Source organism: Streptomyces sp. MBT53 (assembly GCF_016654115.1).
In the GTDB taxonomy this organism is placed as follows: domain Bacteria; phylum Actinomycetota; class Actinomycetes; order Streptomycetales; family Streptomycetaceae; genus Streptomyces.
In genome coordinates this window covers 76,179-97,595 of sequence record NZ_JAEQAZ010000029.1, presented here as the reverse complement: position 1 = coordinate 97,595, position 21,417 = coordinate 76,179, and the positions used below count along the sequence as shown (strand labels likewise).

The 21,417-nt window shown below is 70.9% G+C and carries 22 protein-coding genes; 5 read left to right on the top strand and 17 right to left on the bottom strand.

Annotated features, from left to right (window positions below; all coding sequences use genetic code 11):
- Nucleotides 1-10: 10 nt before the first annotated feature.
- From JHN45_RS13725 to fabG, 5 genes are read right to left on the bottom strand one after another with little or no spacing between them, the layout of a single operon-like run.
- Complete coding sequence (locus JHN45_RS13725) at nt 11-805, bottom strand: SDR family NAD(P)-dependent oxidoreductase (protein ID WP_201049167.1); 795 nt, start codon at nt 803-805, stop codon at nt 11-13.
- Nucleotides 806-821: 16 nt separating this feature from the next.
- Entirely contained in the window at nt 822-2,030 is a 1,209-nt protein-coding gene (locus tag JHN45_RS13720) for an acetyl-CoA acetyltransferase (protein ID WP_201049166.1), read from the bottom strand.
- Complete coding sequence (locus tag JHN45_RS13715; protein WP_200709467.1) at nt 2,027-3,466, bottom strand: OB-fold domain-containing protein; 1,440 nt, start codon at nt 3,464-3,466, stop codon at nt 2,027-2,029. Before JHN45_RS13715 ends, JHN45_RS13720 begins: the two co-directional genes overlap by 4 nt.
- Nucleotides 3,466-4,716, bottom strand: a complete 1,251-nt coding sequence (locus JHN45_RS13710; protein ID WP_200709468.1) for an acetyl-CoA C-acetyltransferase — start codon at nt 4,714-4,716, stop codon at nt 3,466-3,468. The genes JHN45_RS13715 and JHN45_RS13710 overlap by 1 nt, the downstream gene beginning before the upstream one ends.
- A gap of 22 nt (nt 4,717-4,738) precedes the next feature.
- Nucleotides 4,739-5,485 carry a 3-oxoacyl-ACP reductase FabG gene (fabG, locus tag JHN45_RS13705; protein ID WP_200709469.1) on the bottom strand — a complete coding sequence of 249 codons (747 nt, stop codon included), beginning with the start codon at nt 5,483-5,485 and terminating at the stop codon, nt 4,739-4,741.
- A gap of 123 nt (nt 5,486-5,608) precedes the next feature.
- On the opposite strand from fabG, the gene JHN45_RS13700 reads away from it, so the two are divergent.
- Nucleotides 5,609-6,835 carry an acyl-CoA dehydrogenase family protein gene (locus JHN45_RS13700; protein ID WP_200709470.1) on the top strand — a complete coding sequence of 409 codons (1,227 nt, stop codon included), beginning with the start codon at nt 5,609-5,611 and terminating at the stop codon, nt 6,833-6,835.
- 217 nt (nt 6,836-7,052) lie between these two features.
- Here the strand turns inward: JHN45_RS13700 and JHN45_RS13695 are convergent, their stop codons facing one another.
- Entirely contained in the window at nt 7,053-7,628 is a 576-nt protein-coding gene (locus tag JHN45_RS13695; RefSeq protein WP_200709471.1) for a DUF2889 domain-containing protein, read from the bottom strand.
- On the bottom strand, nt 7,625-8,452 hold the full coding sequence (locus JHN45_RS13690) for an enoyl-CoA hydratase-related protein (RefSeq protein WP_200709472.1): 828 nt from the start codon (nt 8,450-8,452) through the stop codon (nt 7,625-7,627). The genes JHN45_RS13695 and JHN45_RS13690 overlap by 4 nt, the downstream gene beginning before the upstream one ends.
- A gap of 153 nt (nt 8,453-8,605) precedes the next feature.
- Between JHN45_RS13690 and JHN45_RS13685 the strand changes: the two genes are divergently transcribed.
- A complete protein-coding gene (locus tag JHN45_RS13685) occupies nt 8,606-9,424 on the top strand; it encodes a FadR/GntR family transcriptional regulator (RefSeq protein ID WP_234467670.1) in 819 nt (272 codons plus the stop codon).
- A 114-nt stretch (nt 9,425-9,538) separates the two neighbouring features.
- Nucleotides 9,539-10,720: an amidohydrolase family protein gene (locus tag JHN45_RS13680; protein ID WP_019071890.1), complete on the top strand. Its 1,182-nt coding sequence runs from the start codon at nt 9,539-9,541 to the stop codon at nt 10,718-10,720.
- A 32-nt stretch (nt 10,721-10,752) separates the two neighbouring features.
- Here the strand turns inward: JHN45_RS13680 and JHN45_RS13675 are convergent, their stop codons facing one another.
- The 6 genes from JHN45_RS13675 to JHN45_RS13650 are packed head-to-tail and all read right to left on the bottom strand — an operon-like array spanning nt 10,753 to nt 15,557.
- Entirely contained in the window at nt 10,753-11,877 is a 1,125-nt protein-coding gene (locus JHN45_RS13675) for a serine hydrolase (protein ID WP_200709474.1), read from the bottom strand.
- Complete coding sequence (locus tag JHN45_RS13670) at nt 11,870-13,324, bottom strand: class I adenylate-forming enzyme family protein (protein WP_200709475.1); 1,455 nt, start codon at nt 13,322-13,324, stop codon at nt 11,870-11,872. Before JHN45_RS13670 ends, JHN45_RS13675 begins: the two co-directional genes overlap by 8 nt.
- Before the next feature lie 4 nt (nt 13,325-13,328).
- Nucleotides 13,329-13,751 (bottom strand): MaoC/PaaZ C-terminal domain-containing protein, encoded by a 423-nt coding sequence (locus JHN45_RS13665; protein WP_200709476.1) that lies wholly within the window; start codon nt 13,749-13,751, stop codon nt 13,329-13,331.
- Nucleotides 13,748-14,200 carry a MaoC family dehydratase N-terminal domain-containing protein gene (locus JHN45_RS13660; protein ID WP_201049165.1) on the bottom strand — a complete coding sequence of 151 codons (453 nt, stop codon included), beginning with the start codon at nt 14,198-14,200 and terminating at the stop codon, nt 13,748-13,750. The genes JHN45_RS13665 and JHN45_RS13660 overlap by 4 nt, the downstream gene beginning before the upstream one ends.
- Nucleotides 14,201-14,215: 15 nt before the next feature.
- Nucleotides 14,216-15,061: an enoyl-CoA hydratase-related protein gene (locus tag JHN45_RS13655; protein WP_200709478.1), complete on the bottom strand. Its 846-nt coding sequence runs from the start codon at nt 15,059-15,061 to the stop codon at nt 14,216-14,218.
- Nucleotides 15,062-15,065: 4 nt separating this feature from the next.
- Nucleotides 15,066-15,557, bottom strand: coding sequence for a PaaI family thioesterase (locus JHN45_RS13650; RefSeq protein WP_200709479.1), 492 nt, complete (start codon nt 15,555-15,557; stop codon nt 15,066-15,068).
- A gap of 146 nt (nt 15,558-15,703) precedes the next feature.
- On the opposite strand from JHN45_RS13650, the gene JHN45_RS13645 reads away from it, so the two are divergent.
- Nucleotides 15,704-16,900 carry a CaiB/BaiF CoA-transferase family protein gene (locus JHN45_RS13645; protein ID WP_200709480.1) on the top strand — a complete coding sequence of 399 codons (1,197 nt, stop codon included), beginning with the start codon at nt 15,704-15,706 and terminating at the stop codon, nt 16,898-16,900.
- Nucleotides 16,901-16,905: 5 nt separating this feature from the next.
- On the opposite strand, the gene JHN45_RS13640 is transcribed toward JHN45_RS13645, so the two are convergent.
- From JHN45_RS13640 to JHN45_RS13625, 4 genes are read right to left on the bottom strand one after another with little or no spacing between them, the layout of a single operon-like run.
- Nucleotides 16,906-17,661 (bottom strand): SDR family NAD(P)-dependent oxidoreductase, encoded by a 756-nt coding sequence (locus JHN45_RS13640; protein WP_200709481.1) that lies wholly within the window; start codon nt 17,659-17,661, stop codon nt 16,906-16,908.
- Complete coding sequence (locus JHN45_RS13635) at nt 17,661-18,173, bottom strand: nuclear transport factor 2 family protein (RefSeq protein ID WP_200709482.1); 513 nt, start codon at nt 18,171-18,173, stop codon at nt 17,661-17,663. Before JHN45_RS13635 ends, JHN45_RS13640 begins: the two co-directional genes overlap by 1 nt.
- Complete coding sequence (locus tag JHN45_RS13630; RefSeq protein WP_200709483.1) at nt 18,170-19,348, bottom strand: acyl-CoA dehydrogenase family protein; 1,179 nt, start codon at nt 19,346-19,348, stop codon at nt 18,170-18,172. The genes JHN45_RS13635 and JHN45_RS13630 overlap by 4 nt, the downstream gene beginning before the upstream one ends.
- Before the next feature lie 18 nt (nt 19,349-19,366).
- Nucleotides 19,367-20,488 (bottom strand): acyl-CoA dehydrogenase family protein, encoded by a 1,122-nt coding sequence (locus JHN45_RS13625; RefSeq protein WP_200709484.1) that lies wholly within the window; start codon nt 20,486-20,488, stop codon nt 19,367-19,369.
- A 107-nt stretch (nt 20,489-20,595) separates the two neighbouring features.
- On the opposite strand from JHN45_RS13625, the gene JHN45_RS13620 reads away from it, so the two are divergent.
- Nucleotides 20,596-21,417, top strand: coding sequence for an enoyl-CoA hydratase/isomerase family protein (locus JHN45_RS13620; RefSeq protein WP_200709485.1), 822 nt, complete (start codon nt 20,596-20,598; stop codon nt 21,415-21,417).

Genomic DNA, 21,417 nt, shown 5'->3' with positions numbered 1-21,417 from the left:
CCGCACTGCGTCACGCCTCGCGCAGGTCCGCCACGTACGGCTGGTGGGACAGGAGTCCGCCGTCCACCCGCAGGGTGTGTCCGGTGACGAAGGCGGACTCGTCGGAGGCGAGGAAGACGACCGCCGCCGCGACGTCCTCGGGCCTGCCGAGGCGCGGGGTGAGGTGATGGCGGAGCATCTTCTCCCGGATCGCCCCGTGCGCCGAACCGGCGCTCGCCGGTGTGACGATGAACCCCGGGGCGATGGCGTTGCAGCGCACGCCCTGCTTGCCGTACTGGGTGGCGACGTACTTCGTGAGATTGATGAGGGCGGCCTTCGAGGCGCCGTACGCGGGATTGCGCAGGTCACCCGCGAGACCTGCGCCGGACGAGGTGTTGATGATCGAGCCGGCGCCACGGGCGATCATGTGCGGGACGGCGGCCTGGATCGCGACCATGGTGCCGCGCAGGTTGATCCGCATGGTGTCGTCCCAGACCGCCGGGTCCGCCTCCAGGACGGCGAGGTCCTGGCGGGCGGCGAGGTGGGTGGCCGCCGCGTTGTTGTGCAGGACGTCGAGACCGCCGTAGATGTCAACTGCCGTGGCCACCATGACCCGTACGGAGTCGATGTCGCCCAGGTCGACCGGGACCGCCGTGGCGGATCCCCCGGCGGCCCGGATCTCCTCCGTGACCGCCTTGGCGCCGTCCAGGTTCAGATCCGCTACGACCGTGTGGGCGCCCTCGACCGCCAGGCGGCGGGCGGTGGCGGCCCCGATGCCGGATGCGGCCCCGGTCACGATCGCGATCCTGTCGTCGAGTCGTCCCATGACTCAACCACCCTTCTCAGTCGGTGAGTTCGCTGCCGACGACGGAGACGAAGGAGACGCATTCGCCGGGACCGCCGCCGAGGTTGTGGGTCAGGGCGAGCGAGCGTCCTTCGGCCACAGACGCGACCGTCCGCTCGGGCGGTGCCTCGCCGCGCAGTTGGAGCCAGGCCTCGAACATCATGCGCAGCCCGGAGGCGCCGATCGGGTGGCCGAAGGCCTTCAGGCCGCCGTCCGGGTTGACCGGCAGTGAGCCGTCCAGGTCGAAGGCACCGCTGGTGACGTCCTTCCATGCCTGCCCGCGCTCCGAGAAACCCAGATCCTCCATCAGCACCAACTCCGTTGGTGTGAAGCAGTCGTGGACCTCGGCGAGGGCCAGTTCGGCGCGCGGGTCGGTGATGCCCGCCTGCCGGTAGGCCTCCTGGGCGGAGACGACGACCTCGGGGAAGGTGGTGAAGTCGTAGTCGGGGTCGAGGAGTCCGTCCGCCGGGCCCGCGACGAAGGAGAGTGCCTTCACGAAGATCGGCTTGTCCGTGTACTTGTAGGCGTCCTCGGCGCGTACGACGATCGCCGCCGCCGAGCCGTCGGAGACCCCCGAGCAGTCGAACACGCCGAGCATGCCAGCGACGATCGGCGCCGACCGGATGCGCTCCAGCGGCACCTCCTTGCGGAACTGGGCACGGGGGTTGCGGGCGCCGTTGACGTGGTTCTTCCAGGCGATACGGGTGATGACGTCCTTCAACTCACTTTGATCCAGGCCGTACTTGGCCGCGTAGGCGGGGGCGAGGAGGGAGAAGTTCGCCGGGGCGGTGATCTCGCCGCGGCTGTCGTCGCCCGCGCCCGGCATCGTGGTGCCCGAGAGCCCGGACATGCCGGAGTCCTTGAGCTTCTCCACGCCGACGGCCATCGCCACGTCGTAGGCGCCCGAGGCGACCGCGTAACAGGCGTTGCGCAGCGCCTCGGAGCCGGTCGCGCACATGTTCTCCAGGCGGGTGACCGGCTTGTACGGCAGGTGCAGCGGGCGGCTGAGGGTCAGTCCGGAGACTCCGGAGGCCTGGGTGCCGAGCCAGAACGCGTCGATGTCGTCGAGCGTGATGCCGGCCGAGGTGACCGCCTCGCCCACGGCGTCGACCAGCAGGTCGTCCGCCGAACGGCCCCAGTGTTCACCGAAGGGCGTGCAGCCCATGCCGACGATCGCGACCCGGTCCCGGATTCCGTGCGAGCTCATGCGCCTGTCCCCTCGGTCTCGCCGGCGCGTACCGGCCGGGCCTTCCAGAAGTAGTTGTGGACTCCGGCGGCGGTGACCGTACGCCGGAAGGTCATCTCGACCCGGGCGCCGATGACGGCGTCGGCCTCGGTGGCGTCGGTGAGCTGGCAGCGGAAGCGACCACCGCCGTCGTAGTCGACGACCACGACGAGCATCGGCGGGCTCGGTGTGTGGGCCAGCCGGTCCACGGTGAACGTGGCGACCGTGCCCCGCACGTGTTCCATCGGCTCGTCGGTCATGGCGTCGACGCTCCGGCAGGAGGCGCACACCCGGTCCGGCGGCAGATGCCGGGTCCCGCACTTCTCGCAACGGGAGGCGACGAAGCCGTACTTCCAGCTGTTGCGGCGGTGCGCCGGCGGGGCATAGGGCGGCTCGGGATCCGGGCGGCGCGGCGGTTCACGGTCGAGAAGTCCGCGCCAGGAGAGGTAGGTGGCGTACGGCATCGGGGTGCCGCCCGCGGCGATCTGCGCGGCGACCGGGCGGGCGGCGCGGTGTGCGGGGAGGGCGTCGGTGGTGCGCAGGAGCAGCACTCCGGCGCCGTCGCCGAGGACGACGAGCGCGATAATCCGGCCGGGTTCGGCCCGGTCGAGGACATCGGCGAGGAGCAGGCCGGGCTGGGCGGTGCCGGCGTTGCCGATCTCCGCGGTGAGGTCGGCGGTCGCCGCCTCGGGACGTACGCCTGAGGTACGACGCACCGTCGCGCACGCGCGCGCGTGCAGGCCCGAGACGATGAGGTGGTCGATGGCGTCACGGTCCAGGCCCGCCTGGTCGAGGGCGGCGGTCAGTGCCTTGTCCGCGAGGGAGACGTAGATCTCCTCCGCGAAGCGCTCCTCCCAGACGCGGGAGGCGGGGGCGCCGGGCAGCCGCCAGCGGTCGAGGATCTCGTCGCTGACCGTGTCGTGGGCGAGCAGCTCCGCGAGGACGGGGGCTCCGTTGCGGTGGCCGCCGAAGGCGAACGCCGCCGCGCCGTCGCCGCCCGCGCTCTCCTCGCCGCCGCCGGGCAGACCGGTGCGCAGGTCGGACAGTACCGCGAGGGTCGGTATCGGGGAGCGCGCGGCGGTGAGCAGCGCGCCGAGGCCGGAGCGGACGGAGCCCACCATGTCGACGGAGAGGACGTGCGGGTCGAGGCCGAGCGCCGCGTGGACGGCGGTCGCGTTCGTCTTGTCGAGGTAGGCGGGCGCGGCGGTGGCGAGGAAGAGCTGGCCGATGCGGGTCCGGAGCCCGTCCCTGGCCAGGGTGGACCGGGCCGCCTCGACGGCCATCGAGGTGGTGTCCTCGTCGTAGCCCGCGACCGCGCGCGTGCCCCGGGACGGGGCCGTCCCGAGGGTGGCGGCGATGTCCGCCCGGGCGAGGCGGTGGTACGGCACGTAGGCGCCGTATGCGATCAGTCCGGGCATCAGCGTCCTCCCTTGGGGTCGGTGGTGTGCGTGGACCGTTCGAAGACCGCTGCCAGGCCCTGGCCGCCGCCGAGGCACATGGTCTCCAGGCCGTAGCGGGCCTGGCGGCGGTCGAGTTCGCGCAGCAGGGTGGCGAGGATGCGGCCGCCGGTGGCGCCGACGGGGTGGCCCAGCGAGATGCCGGAGCCGTTGACGTTGAACCGCTCGAAGTCGGCCTCGGTCAGGGCCCATTCACGGGTGCAGGCGAGCACCTGGGCGGCGAAGGCCTCATTGAGTTCGATCAGGTCGATGTCGGCGAGCTTCAGTCCCGCGCGTTCAAGTGCCTTGGCCGTGGCGGGTACCGGGCCGATGCCCATCGTCTCCGGCGGCACGCCCACTACGGCCCAGGAGACCAGGCGGGCCAGGGGGCGCAGGCCGAGTTCGGCGGCGCGCTCGGGGTGGGTGACGACGCAGAGGGCAGCGCCGTCGTTCTGTCCGCTGGCATTGCCGGCGGTGACGGTCGCCTCAGGGTCCTGCCGTCCGAGTACGGGGCGCAGGCTCGCGAGTTTCTCCAACGTCGAGTCGGGGCGCGGGTGTTCGTCGGTGTCGACGACGATCTCGCCCTTCCTCGTCCGCACGGAGACCGGCACGATCTCGTCGGTGAAGCGGCCCTCGCGCTGGGCGGCTACCGCCTTCTCGTGAGAGCTCAGGGCAAGTCGGTCCTGCTCCTCGCGGGGGATCGCGTACTCGCGCCGCAGATTCTCGGCGGTCTCCAGCATCCCGCCGGGGACAGGGTGGTTGACGCCTCCCGAGGTGACCCGGCCGCGGGCCAGCCGGTCGTGCAGGGTGGTGCCCGCACCGCGCACGCCGAAGCGGACGCCGGTGGTGTAGAACTCCGCCTGGCTCATGGACTCGACGCCACCGGCGAGCACGAGGTCACTCGCGCCGGTCTGCACCTGCATCGCCGCCGTGATGATCGCCTGGAGTCCGGAACCGCACCGGCGGTCGATCTGGAGTCCCGGTACCTCCACCGGCAGCCCGGCGTCGAGGGCGGCGACGCGGCCGATGGCCGGGGCCTCGCCGTTGGGGTAGCACTGGCCCAGCAGCACGTCGTCGACGGCGGCGGGCGGGATACCGGTGCGGTCCAGTACGGCGCGTACGACGGCGGCGGCCAGCTCGGTCGCCGGCACGTCGCGGAAGACGCCTCCGTAGCCACCGACGGGGGTACGCACGGGTTCACAGATCACCGCGTCACGCAGGAGGGCGGGCATCGGCCAGGCCTTTCATGAGGGGTCACATGTACCGGCCGCCGGTCACCTCGACCACGGCTCCGGTGACGTAGCTCGCCATGTCGGAGGCGAGGAAGAGGACGACCTGGGCGACCTCGGCGGGTTCGCCCGCGCGGCCCAGGGGGATCTCGGCGAGCTTCGCGTCCCAGGCGGCCGGCGGCATCGCCTCGGTCATGGCGGTGCGGATCAGACCCGGCTGTACGGCGTTGACGCGGACGCCCGCCTTGGCGAGCTCCTTGGCGGAGGCCTTGGTGAGACCCACGAGTCCCGCCTTGGCGGCGCTGTAGTTCGTCTGGCCGAAGTTGCCGACCTTGCCGGCGATGGACGAGATGTTGACGATGCTGCCGCCGCGTCCGTGCGCGCGCATCGCCTCGGCGGCGTACCGGGTGCCGTTCCAGGCGCCGGTCAGATGGACGTCGACGACCGCGCGGAAGTCGGACAGGGCCATCTTGCGCAGGGTCGCGTCGCGGGTGATCCCGGCGTTGTTGACCATGACGCCGACCGGGCCGAAGGTGTCGGAGCAGTGGGCGACCAGGGCGGCGACCTCGTCCTCGTCGGTGACGTCGCAGCGCAGCGAGGTGGCGGCGACGCCGTTCTTGGCGAGGCGCTCGGCGGCTTCCGCGGCGGCGGCCTCGTTGATGTCGCCGAGGACGACGGACGCCCCCGCGGCGCCGAGGACTCCGGCGATCTCGAAGCCGATGCCCTGTGCGCCGCCGGTGATCACCGCGTTGCGGCCGTCCAGCAGTCCCATGTCAGCCCGCCCTTGGCTCGACGCCGTCCTCCACTATTCCTTCTAAATAGATAACCTATTATGCTGAAACAATCAATACAGCGATCGGCTGGGCGGGCGCAGCCGGGCGAGGAGAGCGCACGGGTGGACATCAGCTATCCCGCGGAGACCGAGATGTTCCGCACCGAGGTCAAGGGGTTCCTCGCCGAGGCGTTGCCGTCGGACTGGCAGGGCATCGGCGCACTCGATGAGGAATCCGCCTGGGCCTTCGCCCGGGACTGGCGGCGCCTGCTCGCCGAGCACCGCTACCTTTCCCTCGCCTGGCCCGAGCGGTACGGCGGCCGTGGCCTGTCCAAGCTCCACCAGGTGGTCCTGATGGAGGAACTGGCCCTGGCCGGTGTGCCGTTCGGGCTGCCGCAGGACACCTTCGGCGTGAAGATGCTGGCGAACACGCTGCTGCGCTGGGGCACGGACGAGCAGCGGAGCCACTTCCTGCCGCGCATCCTCAGCGGCGAGGACACCTGGTGCCAGGGGTACTCGGAGCCCGACGCGGGCTCGGACCTGGCCTCGCTGACGACGCGTGCCGTCCGTGACGGCGACGAGTGGGTGATCGACGGCCAGAAGGTGTGGACGTCCGGCGCCCACCACAGCGACTGGATCTTCGTCCTGGCCCGCACGGACCGCGCCGCGACCAAGCACCGCGGGATCTCCTTCCTCCTCGTCCCGTTGGACCAACCCGGCGTCGAGGTACGGCCGTTCCGCATGATGAGCGGCCAACTCCATTTCAACGAGGTGTTCTTCAACGGCGCCCGCACCCGCGCCGACCTCGTCGTGGGCGGAGTCGACAACGGTTGGACGGTCGCCCAGAGCCTGTTGGGCGTGGAGCGCGGGGAGGAGGCGGCCACCAACCCGATCCTGTTCCGGGCGGAGGTGGAACGCCTGGTGGAACTGGCCCGCCTGTACGGCAGGGACCAGGATCCGGTCATCCGGCAGCGGATCGCCTGGTGCTGGTCGAAGGTCGAGATCATGCGGTATCTCGGCTACCGGATCCTCACCGGCTGGCTCAAGGGCGCGGAGCCGGGGCCCGAGTCGTCGATCGCCAAGCTGTACTGGAGCGAGTACCACACGAAGGTCACCGATCTCGCGATGGACATCATGGGCCTGCACGGCCAAGTGCCGGTCGGCCGCCCGCCGTTGCGCACCTACCGCACCGACGACCCTGGCGCCGCGAACTCCTCGGCGTCCTGGTCGACGACGTACCTGATCGCCCGCTCCGGCACGATCTACGCGGGCACCTCGCAGGTGCAGCGGAACATCCTCGCGGAGAAGGTGCTGGGGCTGCCGCGCGAGCCGAGGGCGACGGCTGGTTGAGGCAGGGCCGGTGACGGGTGGTCGCGACCGGTTCAGGGACGGCTGGTCACGGCAGCGGGGCTGGCCGACGCCGGCTCGGCGACACCCAGGTCGCGGTCAGCAGCGGCTGTCGCCGCGCCGGTCGGCTCCAAGTAGGTCCGGCCGGGGCCGACTCCGCATCCGCGTGGTCGACCACCCCGCCCCCGCCTTCACGCAGCCGCCCCTCAGCCTCGCGGACTCACTCGCGGGCCTCGAACGCCCCGAGTCCGGGAACCGGACGCGGCCCGGTCCCCGGGCGCCAGCCCGCGTCCAGCTTGCGCAGGCCCACGCCGTCCGGTGCCCAGATGTGGCAGCTGTTCAGCACCCCGGCCGTGGCGCGCGGGCCGTTGGCGGACTCGCCGGCGTCACGGCGGCGCGCGTTGGCGGACATGGCCGCCTGCACCACTGCGGGGCCGAGCGCCCGGGCCAGTTCATAGAGGTGGGAGCAGCCCAGGACGCCGCGGAACCGCTCCTGGATCGCCCGGTTGTATCCGGCGGCGACGCCGAGGCCGATCAGGCTGTCGAAGACCGGGGTGATGAACGGGCACTCTGCGTGCGGAAACGTCAGCATCTCCGCGTCGGCGGCCACGATGGTCATGTCCGCGAGTCGGACCCGCACCGCCAGCACCATCCGGTGGATGTCGGCGGCCTCCGGTTCGGACCACGGCCGCTCGTCGCGCAGCTCCGCCTCGACCGAGATCTCCTCGCCGCCGGGCTCCTGGTGGGCGGTGACGGTGATGGTGCGGCGGTGCAGCGGGAGTTGGGCGCGGCTCACGACGAGGCCTGCGCCGGTTCGGGCACGTTCTCGCCCAGCCCGGCGAACTCCGGTTGCCGGCGTTCGATGAAGCTGCGCACGCCCTCGCGGTAGTCCGGGGCGCGTTTCGCCGTGGCCAGCAGTGCGGCGGCGGTGTCGCGGCTCTCGGTGAAGCTTCTCGCCTGGTCGTCGGCGAGTTGCCGCTTGATGAGGGACATCGCGTACGGGCTGGCCGAGCGGGCGAGTTCCGTGGCGTACGCGAGGGCCGCCGGGAGCAGTTCCTCCGGCTGGACGAGACGGTTGACCAGGCCCATCGCCTCCGCCTCGGTGCCAGTGACGCGGCGCGAGGACAGCAAAAGGTCGCTCGCGTTGCCGTAGCCGACGAGCCGGGGCAGCAGCCACGAGACGCCGTCCTCGGCCACCAGGCCGCGCGCGCTGAACGCGGCGGCGAACTTGGCGCCCGGCACGGCGAACCGCACGTCGCACATGAGTGCCTGGTTGAAGCCGATGCCGGCACAGGCGCCGTTGACCGCCGCCACCAGGGGTTTGGGGAACGACATGGGCCGGGTGCGGGGCGGCAGCCGGTCGGTCGGCCACGGGCGCGCCCCGGAGGACGCGCCGTCGAGCACGCTCATGTCCATGCCCGGGCAGAAGCTGCGTCCCGCGCCGGTGAGGACGACGGCCCGTACCGACGGGTCAGCCTCGGCGCGGTCGAAGAGCTCGTTGTAGAGCAGCTCCATCTCCAGCGTCCAGGCGTTGTGCCGCTCGGGCCGGTTCAGGGTGAGCAGCATGACCCCGTCGCCGGTCAGCTCGCTGAGGATCACCGGGGCCGCATGCTCGTTCATCGAGGTCACTCCCAGAGCCCGTTGGCTTTATAGCTAGATGAATCATCTATATACCCAACCATGGCCCGGGCACCAGATCGGGTTCCGCCGAGGAAAGATCATCCAGACCTTGACCTGGTACCCTCGATGCACTAAGACGATTCATTTTGCTATATGACGGAGGAGCCCGCCGTGGCCGAGGCAGCCCGCGCAGAAACGCCCATCGTGCCCGTCCCCGCGCGTGGCCGCGTCGGACGTCAGGTGCGTGTCCCGAAGACCGCCGAACTGGTCGCCGCGGAGCTGCGCCGCCAGATCGTACGGGGCGAACTGAAGCCGGGCGACGCCCTGCCGCCCGAATCGGGCCTGATGGAGCAGTTCGGCATCTCGCGGCCGACGCTGCGCGAAGCGTTCCGCGTCCTGGAGTCGGAGTCGCTGATCACCGTGCGGCGCGGCGCGCACGGCGGCGCCCGGGTCAGCGCGCCGGACTCCGATGTCGCGGCCCGCTTCGCCGGCCTGATCCTCGAATACCGCGGCGCCACACTGGGCGACGTCTACCGCGCCGCGGCCGTCATCGAGCCGCCGTGCGTGCGTCAACTGGCCGCCAAGCACACGGCCGACGACATCAAGCGACTGCGCGACGCGGTGGCGGCCGAGAAGACCGTCCTGGACGACCCGCTGGGCCTGGTCGAGGCGCAGGACACCTTCCACGCCCTGCTGGTCGAACTGACCGGCAACCAGACGCTGATCCTCCTGTGCGGCATGCTCCGCAACATCATCGACCGGGCCAACGCCTCGTACACCGCGGCGGCCACCGACGCCGAGACCCAGAAGGCGCAGGCCCTGAAGGGGCACCGGGCCCATGTGCGCCTGGTCGGCCTGATCGAGTCCGGCAAGGCCGACGAGGCCGAGAAGCTGTGGCAGCGCCACATCAGCGGCGCCGACGACGTGGTGAACGGGGCCGGACCCAAGACGGTGCTCGAACTCATCGACTGACCGGACCACCGGGCGTTCGCCGAGCCGTTTCCGCCCTCACCCCTTGCGTCTCCGAAATAGTTAGATAATTATAGGAGGCGTACTGAATAGATCTGGGGTCCGGAGGCGACGGCCATGGCCGAACAGCGCAAGCGAATCTTCGACTGCGACCAGCACATGTACGAGGAACGGGACTCCTTCACCCGCTACCTCCCGAAAGAGTTCCTCGGCCAGGCGGTGGCCCCGGTGACACTCCCGGACGGCCGCGAGGTCATCCTCGCCGGAGACCGGATCGTGGTCTGTCTGGAGCCGGAGTTCGGGCAGGTCTACCGGCCCGGCTCGCTCAAGGAGATGCTCAAGGCCATGGCCTCGGGCAACCCCGACGAGACCTACCAGTTCGAGCCGATGCACGAGTCGTACCAGAACCGCGAGGCGCGGCTGCGCGTCATGGACGAGCAGGGTCTGGACCAGACGATCATCTACCCCGGCGGTTGGGCACTGGTCGCCGAGGAGTACGTACAGGGCGTCGAGCCGCTCTACGCCAACTACCACTCGTTCAACCGCTACATGAACGAGGTGTGGGGCTTCAACCACCAGGACCGCATCTACTCCCCCGCGCTGCTGTCGCTGCGCGACCTGGACCACGCGGTCAAGGAACTGGAGTACGTCCTGGACAAGGGCGCCCGCTTCATCATGCTGCCGACCGGGCCGCAGTACGGCCGCTCACCGGGCGACCCGTACTTCGACCCGTTCTGGAAACTGGTCAACGAGGCCAAGGCCAGCGTCTGCTATCACATCAGCGAGTTCTACTACAACTCCCACGTCGCCCCCGCCTGGGGACACGACGCCAGCCCGATCCACTTCCGCATGTCGGCCTGGCAGTGGATGAACACCTACGGCCAGCGCCCCATCGAGGAGACGCTGTCCGCGCTGATCTTCGACAACCTCTTCGGACGCTTCCCCGACATAAACGTCCTGGTCTCCGAGTTCGGCGCCGAGTGGGTGCCCCACTTCGTGCGGCACATGGACAAGAGCCGCGGCATGGGCCGCAACGGCCCCTGGATCGGCGGCCAGTTGGCGGAGCGCCCGAGCCAGGTGTTCCGCAAGCACATCCGTGTGGTGCCGTATCCGGAGGACGACATCCCGAGCCTGGTCAAGCGGCTCGGCTACCACGAGTCGATCGTGATGGGTTCGGACTTCCCGCACGCGGAGGGCATCGCCAACCCGGCCGACTACCGCAAGCTCCTCGCGGAGCTGGACGAGTCGGTCCAGGACGACATCATGTACAACAACGCCCAGCAGCTGATCAGCCGCTGAACCCCGCACGCCCCCGTTGGCGGCGGACCAGGTCAACCGACCAGGTCCGCCGCCAGATTCGCGATGTTGGTGAGCAGCGCCGTGCCCCGCCGGGAATGGTCGTAGCCGGCCAGCGGATAACCGTTGCTCAGACAGGCGAAGGACAGGCCGGACTCCGGGTCCATGAAGCCGAGTTGATAGGCGGCGCCCGCGCTGCCGAAGAGCGACGGCGAGCCGGTGGACGGCAGTTGGCTGCCGGCGTCCGGACCGGCCACCGTCACGAACAGCCCCATGCCGGTACGCCGGCTGCCGCCACCCCCGTATATCTGCTCCCCGTAAGGGAGTTGGGTGAAGCGGATCCGCGTGCCCTCCGCCACCGCCTCCGGCTTCCACAGGCCCGTGTGCTCCAGTGCCTGGAAGTACAGGGCGACATCGGCGGCGGTGGCGACCAGGGCATGGCTGGGCTCGCCGGCAGCCAGGACGCGGGGGTCGGAGAGGTACCACGGCCCCCAGGGGTCGGGTTCCTGGGTGTCGTCGGTGCGGTCGGTGGCGGTCATCGGGGCGACGGTGCCGCGCTGGCGATCGACCGGGACACCGAGTTCGATCGAGGTGAGGCCCAGCGGCCGGACGATCCGCTCGTGGAGGTAGTCCGCGAAGGGCAGCCCCGTGCGCCGCTCGACGATCTCGGCGATCAGCCAGGCGGCGGCGGTGAGGTGGAACTGGAAGCGGGTGCCCGGCGGGGTGTCGAGCCGCCAGCGGCCGAAGGCGGCGAGCCGTTGCTCGCGGTCCAGCATCTTCGGGTAGCCGAGGGGCGCGAAGGGGAAGCCCGCGGTGTGTGTGAGCACCTGCTCGACGGTCACCGTCTCCTTCCCGTTCGGCGCGAACTCCGGGATGATCGCAGCGACTTGCTCGTCCAGGTGCAGGAGGCCCTCGCCGAGCAGCTTCCACACGACACCGGCGACGATCGACCGCCCGACGGACTGCAGGACGTATCGCGTGTCCGGTCCCGCGTCCCCCCAGGTCTCGAACGCCACCAGGCGACCGCCCCGGGCGACAGCGACCTGCGCGGACGGCAGCGGTCCGTGCTCGACCTCCAGACGGATGCGGCGCAGCAGAACATCCAGCCGGTACGGATCCACCCCCACACTCTCCGGGTCGACGACGGAGTGATCAGTCATCTTCTGCTTCTCCTTGGCCGGGCTCGCGCAGCCGCTGTCGTACGACCTTGCCGTTGGCGTTGCGCGGCAGGTGGTTCACGAACCACCAGCGGACGGGGACCTTGAATCCGGACAGCCGGGTGCGGGCGTGCGCCCTGAGCGAGGCGGGTTCGGGCGGGGCCTCGGGGTCGGCCGGTACGACGAAGGCGACGACGGTCTGGCCGAGCCGTTCGTCGGGGGCGCCCGTGACTGCGACGTCCGCGACGCCGGGGTGTGCGGCCAGGACGGTCTCGACCTCCAGCGGGTGGACGTTCTCACCGCCCCGGATGATCATGTCGGTGCCCCGGCCGTACAGGTAGAGATAGCCGTCCGGCGACACTCGGCCCAAGTCGCCGCTGTGCAACCAGCCTTCGGCGTCGATCCGGAAGAAGTGGTCGGCGCGGGCGTGGATCTCGCCGACGCCGTCCGGGCCGGCCTCCCGCACCCGCAGCTCGACGCCGGGGGCCGGCCGTCCCACGGACCGCAGCAGTTCGGTGCGTCCGGCGACCGCCTCCCGGTGGTCCTCGGGGGTGAGCACGCTGATGGGCGAGCCCTCGGTCTGCCCGAACATGTTGAGCATCCGGACGCCGGGCATCGCCTCGTACGTCCGCCGCAGGGTGCCGGGACGGACCGGCGCGCCACCGTACTGGAGGACCCGCAGCGTCTCGTGGTGTGCCTGCCCTGCGCTCAGCAGGGTCTCCAGCATCGCCGGGACCATGCTGGTGTGGGTGACGCCGGCGGTGCGCAGCAGGCCCCAGCCCTCGACAGTGAAGCGGGGCAGACCGGTGATCAGCGCGCCCGCGGCCAGGGCGACGGCGATGTTGCCGAGTCCTGCGATGTGGTGGAAGGGGGCGCTGCCCCCGTAGAAACTGTGCGGATCGAGCGCGCAGAGGCGCCCGTTGACGCGGGCGCGGGCGGCCAGGCGGCGTTGGGTCATGCGGACGGGTTTGGGGAGGCCTGTCGTGCCGGAGGTGTGCAGGACGACGGCGAGATCGTCCTGCTCGGCGGTCAACGGCCTTGTGCTCGGCCGGAGTTCGGGGACGACGACGGAGCGGCGGCCGGACAGCTCGGCGACCTGTTCGCCGAGTTCGGCGAACTCGGGCTGTGCGAGGAGGAGTTGGGTTCCGGATGCCTCGACCACGGCCGCGATCTCGTACGGCGTCATGCGGACGCCGAGCGGGGCGAGCGGGTGGGCGGACCCCGCGCCGCCGATGACGAGCGCGAGGGCGTCGGCGGAGGTGGCAGCCAGGGCGGGTACCGGGGCGCCGGGGCGAAGGCCGAGTGTGTCCAACCAGTCCGCGGCGCCGGCCGCCCGGTCGAGGAGTTCGTGTCCGGTCCAGGTGAGGTCCCCGAACCGGACGGCGGGACGGGAGTGGTCGTAGGCGGCCACCACCGTCGCCGTCCAGGTGAACTCCGCCTCGCCGCCCACCGGTTCAGGGCTCCAGCAGGGCCGAAGCGGTGCCGCTGACCACCTCGGCGCCGTCCTGGGTGACGGTACGCAGCGAGAAGTGGACGACCGGGCCGTCCGGGGTGTCCTCGACCGACTCGACGGTCGCCGTGGCGGTCAGGGTGTCGCCGGGCCACACCTGGGCCTTGAAGCGCACCCCGAAGGTCAGCAGCGCCTCGACGCCGACCCAGTCGGTCAGGACGCGTCCCGTCATGCCCATCGTGAGCATGCCGTGGGCGAAGACACCGGGGTAGCCCGCGACCTCGGAGGCGAACTTCTCGTCGGTGTGCAGCGGGTTGAAGTCGCCGGACGCGCCCGCGTATTGGACGATCCGGGTGCGCTTGAGGTCGTCGACCAGCACGCTCTCGCGGGTCTCGCCGACCTTGACGTCGTCGATGCTCAGGCTCATCGGGCGTCCTTCCGGGTGGCGGGGCCCTCGGGTACGACGGCCACCGTGCGGGCGCTGACGACCGGTTCGCCGTCGGCGTCGCGGTACTCGGTGATGCGCTCGCTGAACAGCAGCCGGCCCGTCCGGCCTTGCTTCTCCCAGCTGCGTCCGGCGACGGTGGTGGCGTACAGGGTCTCCCCCGCCCGCACCGGCCGGTGGTACTCGAAGTGCTGCTCGGCGTGCAGCCCGCCACCCCCCTCCGGCATCACGCCGGGCCCCGCGCCGGACCCGAACCACTCCTCCCCCGGCTTGGGCCGCAGCCGGTAGTCGGGATCGTGGTGGGCGCTCGCCATGGTGAACGTGGGCGGCGCGAGCGCGCTCTCGCCGACGTAGGCCGGGTTCTCGTCGCCGATGGCGCGGGCGAACATCAGGATGTGCCCGCCCTCGACGGGGAACGGCTGCCCTGTCATCTTCATGCTCCTCTGTCAGTACGGCAGGAACGCGTCGCGGGTGGCCTCGTCCGGGTCGAAGTCCGGGGGCAGTCCCTCGAACTTGGGCTCCCGTTTCTCCACGAAGCTGGCCACGCCTTCGCGGAAGTCCGGGGAGCCCGCGAAGAACTCCATGGCGGAGTAGGAGCGGGCGAGCGCTTCGGTGAAGGGCCGGTCGAGGTCGCCGTACACCTGATGGCGTACGACGGCCATGGCGCGCGGTGAGCAGTTGCGGGCGATGTCGCGGGCGTAGGCGCGGGCCGCGTCGAGCAGGTCCGCCGGTTCCACGACCCTGCTGACGAGGCCGAGTTGCTTCGCCTCGTCGGCGTCGAAGACACGGCCGGACAGGAGGAGGTCGAGGGCGTTCTCCAGGCCGACGACGCGCGGCAGCACGTACGGGAGGTTGTACTCGCCGGCGAGCCCGCGGCGGGTGAAGGCGGTGGTGAAGCGCGCCCCGCGGGCGGCGAAGCGTACGTCGCAGATCAGTGCCTGGACCAGGCCGATGCCCGCGCAGGCGCCGTTGACGGCCGCGATGAGCGGCTTGGGCATGTTGCGCCTGCTGTACATGGGCACGCGGGCCTGGAGGTTCAGGGACTGGCCGGGCTGCGCGTTCTGTTCCAGGCGCTGGACGTCCATGCCGGGGCAGAACGCCCGGCCGGCGCCGGTGACGATCACGACGCGGACGGCGGGGTCGGCGGCGGCCTCGTCCAGGAGGGCGAAGAAGCGGTTCTCCATGGGGAGGCTCCACGCGTTCTTGCGCTCGGGCCGGTTGAGGGTGACGGTGGCGACACCGTCCTCGTCGACCTCGTAGAGCACCAGGTCCCGGTCGGGTTCGTCGGGCATCGCGTCACTCCTCGGTCAGCGGTTCGATGGGGTCGCCCACGCCCGGGCGCTCCCCGGAGATGGTCACCACGACCTGCCCCCGGGCGCAGACGACCCCGTCGGTCATCACGTCGACGTCGGCGAAGTGCAGCCTGCGGCCCCGCCGGACGCAGCGCGCGTAGGCGACCGCCTCCGGGCCCCGGGCGGGCGCGAGGTACTGCACCGACATCGAGACGGTGCTGAGCAGACTCCCCTTCTGGAAGTCGTGCCCGGCGATCACGGCTCCCGCGCCCGCGGTGTCGATGAGCGCGGAGATCACTCCGCCGTGGAAGACGCCTTCGTGGGCGGAGAGGGCCTCGACGTAGGGAAGGACGACCTCCACGCCGTCGGGGTCCCAGCGGACCATGCGCACCCGGCAGAGGCGGTTGAACGCGACGCCGCGCTCCCAGCGGACCCGGAACCACTCGCGGCGTTCGCGCTGTTCCTGGTCGGTGAGGGTTCTCGCCGCGACGGTCATCCGCACACCCTCCGGTCTCGGCCGGTCAGCCGATCCATATAGTTACATGAATTGGATAGTTGAAGCAATCATCCGAGACGCAGCCAGGGCGCCAGATGTATTATTTATATAACTCATTCGATGCCTGTGAACAGAGGGAGACCCCGATGCCGTCGACCGCCCTGGCCGGGATCCGCGTCCTCGACCTGTCCCGCGTCCTCGCGGCACCGCTGGCCACCCAGATGCTGGCCGATCTCGGAGCTGAGGTCATCAAGGTCGAGAGGCCGGGCACCGGGGACGACTCACGGACGTACGGTCCGCCGTTCGCCCCCGGGACGGACACCGCGGCCTTCTACCTCTCCTGCAACCGCAACAAGCGGTCCGTGACGGTCAATCACGCCACCATCGAGGGGCAGGAGTTGATCCGTTCGCTCGCTGCCCGCTCGGACGTCCTGGTGGAGAACTTCCGCGCGGGGACGCTGGCCAAGTACGGCCTCGACCACGAGAGCCTGCTGGCGCTCAACCCGCGCCTGGTCTATCTGTCGGTCACCGGCTTCGGCCAGACCGGCCCATATGCCGGGCGCCCCGGCTACGACGGCATCTTCCAGGCCATGTCCGGGATGATGAGCGTCTCCGGGCATCCCGACGAGCCGATGAAGGTCGGTGTCAGCATGGTCGACATCCTCACCGGCCTGTACGCCTCGACCGCCGTCCTGGCGGCGCTGCGGCACCGGGACGCCACCGGCGAGGGCCAGTTCGTCGACCTCTCCCTGCTGGACTGCGGGCTGGCCTCGCTGTCGCACTTCGCGATGAACTACCTGGTCTCCGGGGAGGTTCCGCGCCGGCGCGGCAACGGCGGCTACGGCGGAATCCCCTCCCAGGCCTTCCACTGCGCGGACAAGCCGCTGTTCCTCGTCGCGGGCAACGACAAGCAGTTCGCCGCGTTCTGCGCGGCGGCCGACCGCACCGACCTGCTCCAGGACCCCCGGTTCGCGACCACCTCCGCCAGAATCACCCACCGGGAGGAGATCCTGCCGGTCCTCGAAGCCGTCATGCGGACCCGGACCCGGGACGAGTGGCTGGCCCTCCTGGACGAACACGACGTGCCGGCGGGCCCGTTCAACGAGATGCCCGAGGTCTTCGCCGACCCCCAGATCCAACACCGGGGGATGCTGGTCGAGGTCGACGACCCGGTGTCGGGCCCGCTGCCCCTGCTCGCCAATCCGATACGGCTCACGGCGACCCCGGTCGAGGGCTACGCCCCACCGCCCGCGCTGGGCGAGCACACCGCCGAAGTCCTGTGCGGGCTCGCGGGGGTGACGGAGGATCAGCTGGCGGGACTGCGAGCGCGAGGTGTCGTCTGACGCGGTCACCCGATGAGGGTCCGGCCGCCCTCCAACATCAGCGTCGCGCCCGTCAGATACGCCATGTCGTCACTCACCAACGCGGCCACCGCCCGGCCGATGTCCGCCTCCGGCGCGCCGAGCCGCCCCAGCGGAATCTCCCGCGCGAGTTCCTCCGCCTTCCGCGGATGCGCGGCCAGATAGTCCTCCGCCGCCGGGCTGAGCGCGGCCGGGCAGACGACGTTCACGCGGATCCCGTACGGCCCCCACTCCCGCGCGGCGACCCGGCTCAGACCGCGGATCGCCTCCTTGGCCATGGCGTACGCCGCGAAGGTGGCCTCGCCCTGCACGGCCGCCGAGGAACCGAGGTTGACGACACTGCCCCGGCTCTCCCGCAGATGGGGCAGGGCTGCCTGCATCGCGTGGAAGACGGCCAACGGCCCGCTGCGGTAGGTGAGTTCGACATCGTCGTACGACGTCTTCTCCAGCGGTCGCTGCACCGAGGACTGCGCGTTGTTGACGAGTACGTCGAGGCCGCCGAACTCCCGTACCGTCTCGGCCACCATGCGGTCGACGTCGTCCCGCTCCCCCACGTCCCCGACCACGGTGTACGCCCGCCCGCCGCGCTCGGCGATCTCCTCGGCGGTGTCCTTCAGCTTGCTCCCGGTGCGGCCGGTGATGACCACGGCCGCGCCCTCGACAGCGAGCGCGAGTGCGATGCCCCGGCCCACACCCTGTCCTCCGCCGGTGACCAGCGCCGTCCTGCCCGACAACCGTGTCATCACGTCTCCTTCCAGAAGGCCGTCCATGAGGGGAAGGCGTCGGGCAGCGCCGGATCTCCTGCGCCCTCCCAGCCGTTGAAGCCGACCGCCTGGGGGCGGTCGGTCACGTCGGCCGCGTACCAGTGCTGTTCGCGGCGCCGGGAGAAGTACCAGTCGCCGTCCACGCGCGCGTAGTCGTCGAAGTAGCAGATCGCCATCACGATCCACCGGTCCCCGACCTCGTGCTCGGCGCGGCAGTAGACCGCGCCGGTCGCGGTGTCGCGGCCGGTGAACTCGACGCGGTGGCCGCAGATCTGGTGCACCGAGCGGTGGAAGCCGCGTACGAGAGGTTCGATGTGCTGCCGCAGGACGTGTCGCCCTCGCCCGTGGCGTCCCATGTCGACGTCTGGGCGGAAGCAGCCCACCCATTCGTCGAGGTCGCGGGAGTCGACGGCCAGGGCGTAGCGGATGGGCAGTTGCTGGATGGCCTGGTGGGACTCGACGCGGTCGAGGCGGTCCTCGACCGAGGTCATGGCCGCGGCTCCTTGGGCAGCCCGAGGATCTGCTCCCCGATGATGTTGCGCTGGATCTCGCTGGAACCGCCGTAGATCGTCTCCGCGAGGGATAGGAGGAATGAGCGCTGCCGGGTGTCGAGTTCGTAGTCCTCGCCGACGATCTGCCCGGCGGGCCCGGCCAACTCCATGGCCAGATGGCCGAGTTGCTGGTGGCGGGTCGAGGCGTAGAGCTTCGCCGTGGTGGCCTGGGCGCCGGGTGTGCGGCCGGCGGTCAGTTCGGCGAGGGTGCGCAGGTTGGTGGTGCGCATGATGCGTACGGAGATCCAGGCGTCCACGATCCGGCGGCGCAGCATGGGGTCGTCCAACGCGCCCCGGGCACGGGCCAGTTCGATCAGCGCCTCGGCCTCCCGCTCGAAACCGAGTTGCTGGGGCAGCAGGGTCGTACCGCGTTCGATGCCGAGGGTGGCCATGGCGGTGCGCCACCCCTGACCGACCTCTCCCACGGCCATGTCCGCGCCGGTACGCGCGTCGGAGAGGAAGACCTCGGCGAACTCGTCCTGGCCGGCGAGGTTGCGGATGGGGCGGATCTCCACGCCGGGCTGGTCGGTGGGGAGGAGCAGCAGCGTCAGGCCTTTGTGGCGCCGGGAGTCGGGGTCGGTGCGGGTGAGGACGTAGAGCCAGTCGGCGTGGATGCCGAACGAGGTCCACACCTTCTGTCCGTTGACCACCCACTGGTCGCCGTCGCGTTCGGCGCGGGTGCGGACGGAGGCCAGGTCGGAGCCCGCGCCGGGTTCGCTGAAGCCCTGTCCCCACAGTTCCTCGACGGCGAGGATCGGGGGCAGGAAGCGCTTCTTCTGGGCCTCGTCGCCCATCGCGAGGAGCATCGGGCCGAGCAGGTCCAGGGCGTTGACGGTGGCGCGGTAGGGGGCGTTCGCGCGGGCGTACTCGTACTCGAAGACGATCTCCTCCAGGAGTCCGAGGCCGCGTCCGCCGTACTCCGTCGGCCAGCCCACGCCCAGCCAGTTCCCGGCCGACAGCTCGCGGTCCCAGGCCAGGCGTACGTCCCAGGCCGCGCCGTCAGTGGGGCCGCCCACGCCCCGGTGTTCGGCGAACTCCCCCACGAGGTGGTCCGCGAACCAGTCCCGCAGTTCGTCGCGGAAGTCGCGTACGGCGGGCCCGAAGTCCACTTCCATGTCTGCTTCTCCTGGGTGTCAGAGGCCGAGCCGGGCGGCGAGCAGTTCCCGGTGGTACGCGGGTGTACCGAGCAGCACCTCGGAGCTCTTGGCCCGCTTCAGGTAGAGGTGCGCGGGGTGTTCCCAGGTGAAGCCGATGCCGCCGTGGACCTGGATGGTGTCGCCGGCGACCTTGGTGAACGCCTCGGAGCAGAAGGCCTGGGCGAGGGCCGCCGCGACGGCGATCTCCGTCTCGTCGCCGGCGTCCAGGGCCCACAGTCCGGCGTACGCGGCCGAGCGCGCGGACTCGATCTCGACGAGCATGTCGGCGCACTTGTGCTTGATGCCCTGGAACGAGCCGATGGGTCGGCCGTACTGCTCGCGGATCCTGGCGTACGCGACCGATGCGTCCAGAGCTGCGGCGGCTCCGCCTACCTGTTCGGCGGCCAGGAGGACGCCGGCCGTGGCGAGGGTGCGTTCGATCCCGGGCCAGGCCGTGCCGTCGGTGCCCAGCAGACGGGCCGGGGTGTCCGTGAAGGTGACGCGGGCCTGTTTGCGGGTCTGGTCGAGGGTGGGGAGCGGTGTCCGGGTGAGGCCGGTGGCGTCCGCGACCTCGACCGCGAAGAGGCTGAAGCCGGCGGGGGTGCGGGCGGCGACCAGGATCAGGTCGGCGAGGTGTCCGTCGGGGACGTAGGTCTTCGTGCCCGTGAGTCGCCAACTGCCCGCTTCCTCGCGGGCGGTGAGGTGGATGCCCTGCTCGTCCCAGCGCCCGTCGTCCTCGGTGAGGGCGAGCGTGGCCACCGTGTCGCCGGAGGCGATGCCCGGGAGGAGGTCGGCGCGGGCGGCCTCGTCGTCGCAGCGCAGCAGCGCCTCGGCGGCCAGGGCGACGGTGGCGAAGTACGGGGCGCACAGCAGGGCGCGGCCCGTCTCCTCGAAGACGACGCCGAGGTCGACGTAGCCGAAGCCGGAGCCGCCGTACTCCTCCGGTACGGCGAGTCCCTGGAGTCCGATCTCCGTGGCCATCCGGCGCCAGATCCACGGGTCGTGTCCGTGCGGGTCGGCGGCCAGGCGGCGCACGTCGGCCTCGGTGGCGTGCCGGGTGAGGAACGACCGTACGACTGTGCGCAGTTCGTCCTGTTCCTCGCTGAAGGTGAGATCCATGCCGAGCTTCCCGTCCTCGGTGCGCCCATGTGCCGGACGCTTGCCGACCGCCTCTCGATACAGTTAGATAATTATAGTATCCGCACCGATTACACCAGGAGCGCGACGTGACCGATCCCTACGCCCCGTTCACGAGCCTGACCTTCGAGCGGTCCGCGCCCGGTGTGCTGCGCATCGTGCTCGACGCGCCGCACCTCAACGCCGTCGATCCGCGTATGCACGGTGAGCTGGCCGACGTCTGGCCGGTCGTCGACCGGGACGAGGAGACCCGCGCGGTGCTGGTCCAGGGGGCCGGCAAGGCCTTCTCCGCCGGCGGGACCTTCGACTCCATCGAGGCCATGACCGAGGACTACGCCGTTCGGGCCCGGACGATGCGGGAGGCACGGGACATGGTCTACGGGGTGATCAACTGCTCGAAGCCGGTGGTCTCCGCGATCCACGGTCCGGCGGTCGGTGCGGGGCTGGTCATCGGCATGCTCGCGGACATCTCGATCGCCGGGCGCAAGGCGAAGATCGTCGACGGGCACACGCGGCTCGGGGTGGCGGCCGGCGACCACGCGGCGATCTGCTGGCCGCTGCTGTGCGGGATGGCCAAGGCCAAGTACTACCTGCTGACCTGCGAGGCGCTGACCGGCGAGGAGGCCGAGCGGATCGGCCTGGTGTCGAAGTGCGTCGACGACGAGGACGTGCACGCCGAGGGACTACGGGTCGCGACCCTGCTGGCCGCCGGGCCCGCCAGCGCGCTGAGCTGGACCAAGCGGTCCCTCAACCACTGGTACCGCACGGCCCAGCCGCTCTTCGAGGCCTCGCTGGGGCTTGAGTTCTTCGGATTCGGCGGGCACGAGGTCGTCGAGGGACTCGCCGCCCACCGCGAGAAGCGCGCCCCGGACTTCGAGGGCGTGGGCGGCAAGCACCCGATCGACCTGTGA

Coding starts and splice junctions, on each gene's coding strand:
- JHN45_RS13675 (WP_200709474.1), bottom strand. CDS start 11,877: ATGACTGATCACTCCGTCGTCGACCCGGAGAGTGTGGGGGTGGATCCG.
- JHN45_RS13665 (WP_200709476.1), bottom strand. CDS start 13,751: ATGAGCCTGAGCATCGACGACGTCAAGGTCGGCGAGACCCGCGAGAGC.
- JHN45_RS13725 (WP_201049167.1), bottom strand. CDS start 805: ATGGGACGACTCGACGACAGGATCGCGATCGTGACCGGGGCCGCATCC.
- fabG (WP_200709469.1), bottom strand. CDS start 5,485: ATGGGACTGCTGGACGGCCGCAACGCGGTGATCACCGGCGGCGCACAG.
- JHN45_RS13685 (WP_234467670.1), top strand. CDS start 8,606: ATGACGGAGGAGCCCGCCGTGGCCGAGGCAGCCCGCGCAGAAACGCCC.
- JHN45_RS13640 (WP_200709481.1), bottom strand. CDS start 17,661: ATGACACGGTTGTCGGGCAGGACGGCGCTGGTCACCGGCGGAGGACAG.
- JHN45_RS13630 (WP_200709483.1), bottom strand. CDS start 19,348: ATGGAAGTGGACTTCGGGCCCGCCGTACGCGACTTCCGCGACGAACTG.
- JHN45_RS13715 (WP_200709467.1), bottom strand. CDS start 3,466: ATGCCCGGACTGATCGCATACGGCGCCTACGTGCCGTACCACCGCCTC.
- JHN45_RS13710 (WP_200709468.1), bottom strand. CDS start 4,716: ATGCCCGCCCTCCTGCGTGACGCGGTGATCTGTGAACCCGTGCGTACC.
- JHN45_RS13655 (WP_200709478.1), bottom strand. CDS start 15,061: ATGCCCGACGAACCCGACCGGGACCTGGTGCTCTACGAGGTCGACGAG.
- JHN45_RS13650 (WP_200709479.1), bottom strand. CDS start 15,557: ATGACCGTCGCGGCGAGAACCCTCACCGACCAGGAACAGCGCGAACGC.
- JHN45_RS13645 (WP_200709480.1), top strand. CDS start 15,704: ATGCCGTCGACCGCCCTGGCCGGGATCCGCGTCCTCGACCTGTCCCGC.
- JHN45_RS13690 (WP_200709472.1), bottom strand. CDS start 8,452: ATGAACGAGCATGCGGCCCCGGTGATCCTCAGCGAGCTGACCGGCGAC.
- JHN45_RS13660 (WP_201049165.1), bottom strand. CDS start 14,200: ATGACAGGGCAGCCGTTCCCCGTCGAGGGCGGGCACATCCTGATGTTC.
- JHN45_RS13680 (WP_019071890.1), top strand. CDS start 9,539: ATGGCCGAACAGCGCAAGCGAATCTTCGACTGCGACCAGCACATGTAC.
- JHN45_RS13635 (WP_200709482.1), bottom strand. CDS start 18,173: ATGACCTCGGTCGAGGACCGCCTCGACCGCGTCGAGTCCCACCAGGCC.
- JHN45_RS13625 (WP_200709484.1), bottom strand. CDS start 20,488: ATGGATCTCACCTTCAGCGAGGAACAGGACGAACTGCGCACAGTCGTA.
- JHN45_RS13720 (WP_201049166.1), bottom strand. CDS start 2,030: ATGAGCTCGCACGGAATCCGGGACCGGGTCGCGATCGTCGGCATGGGC.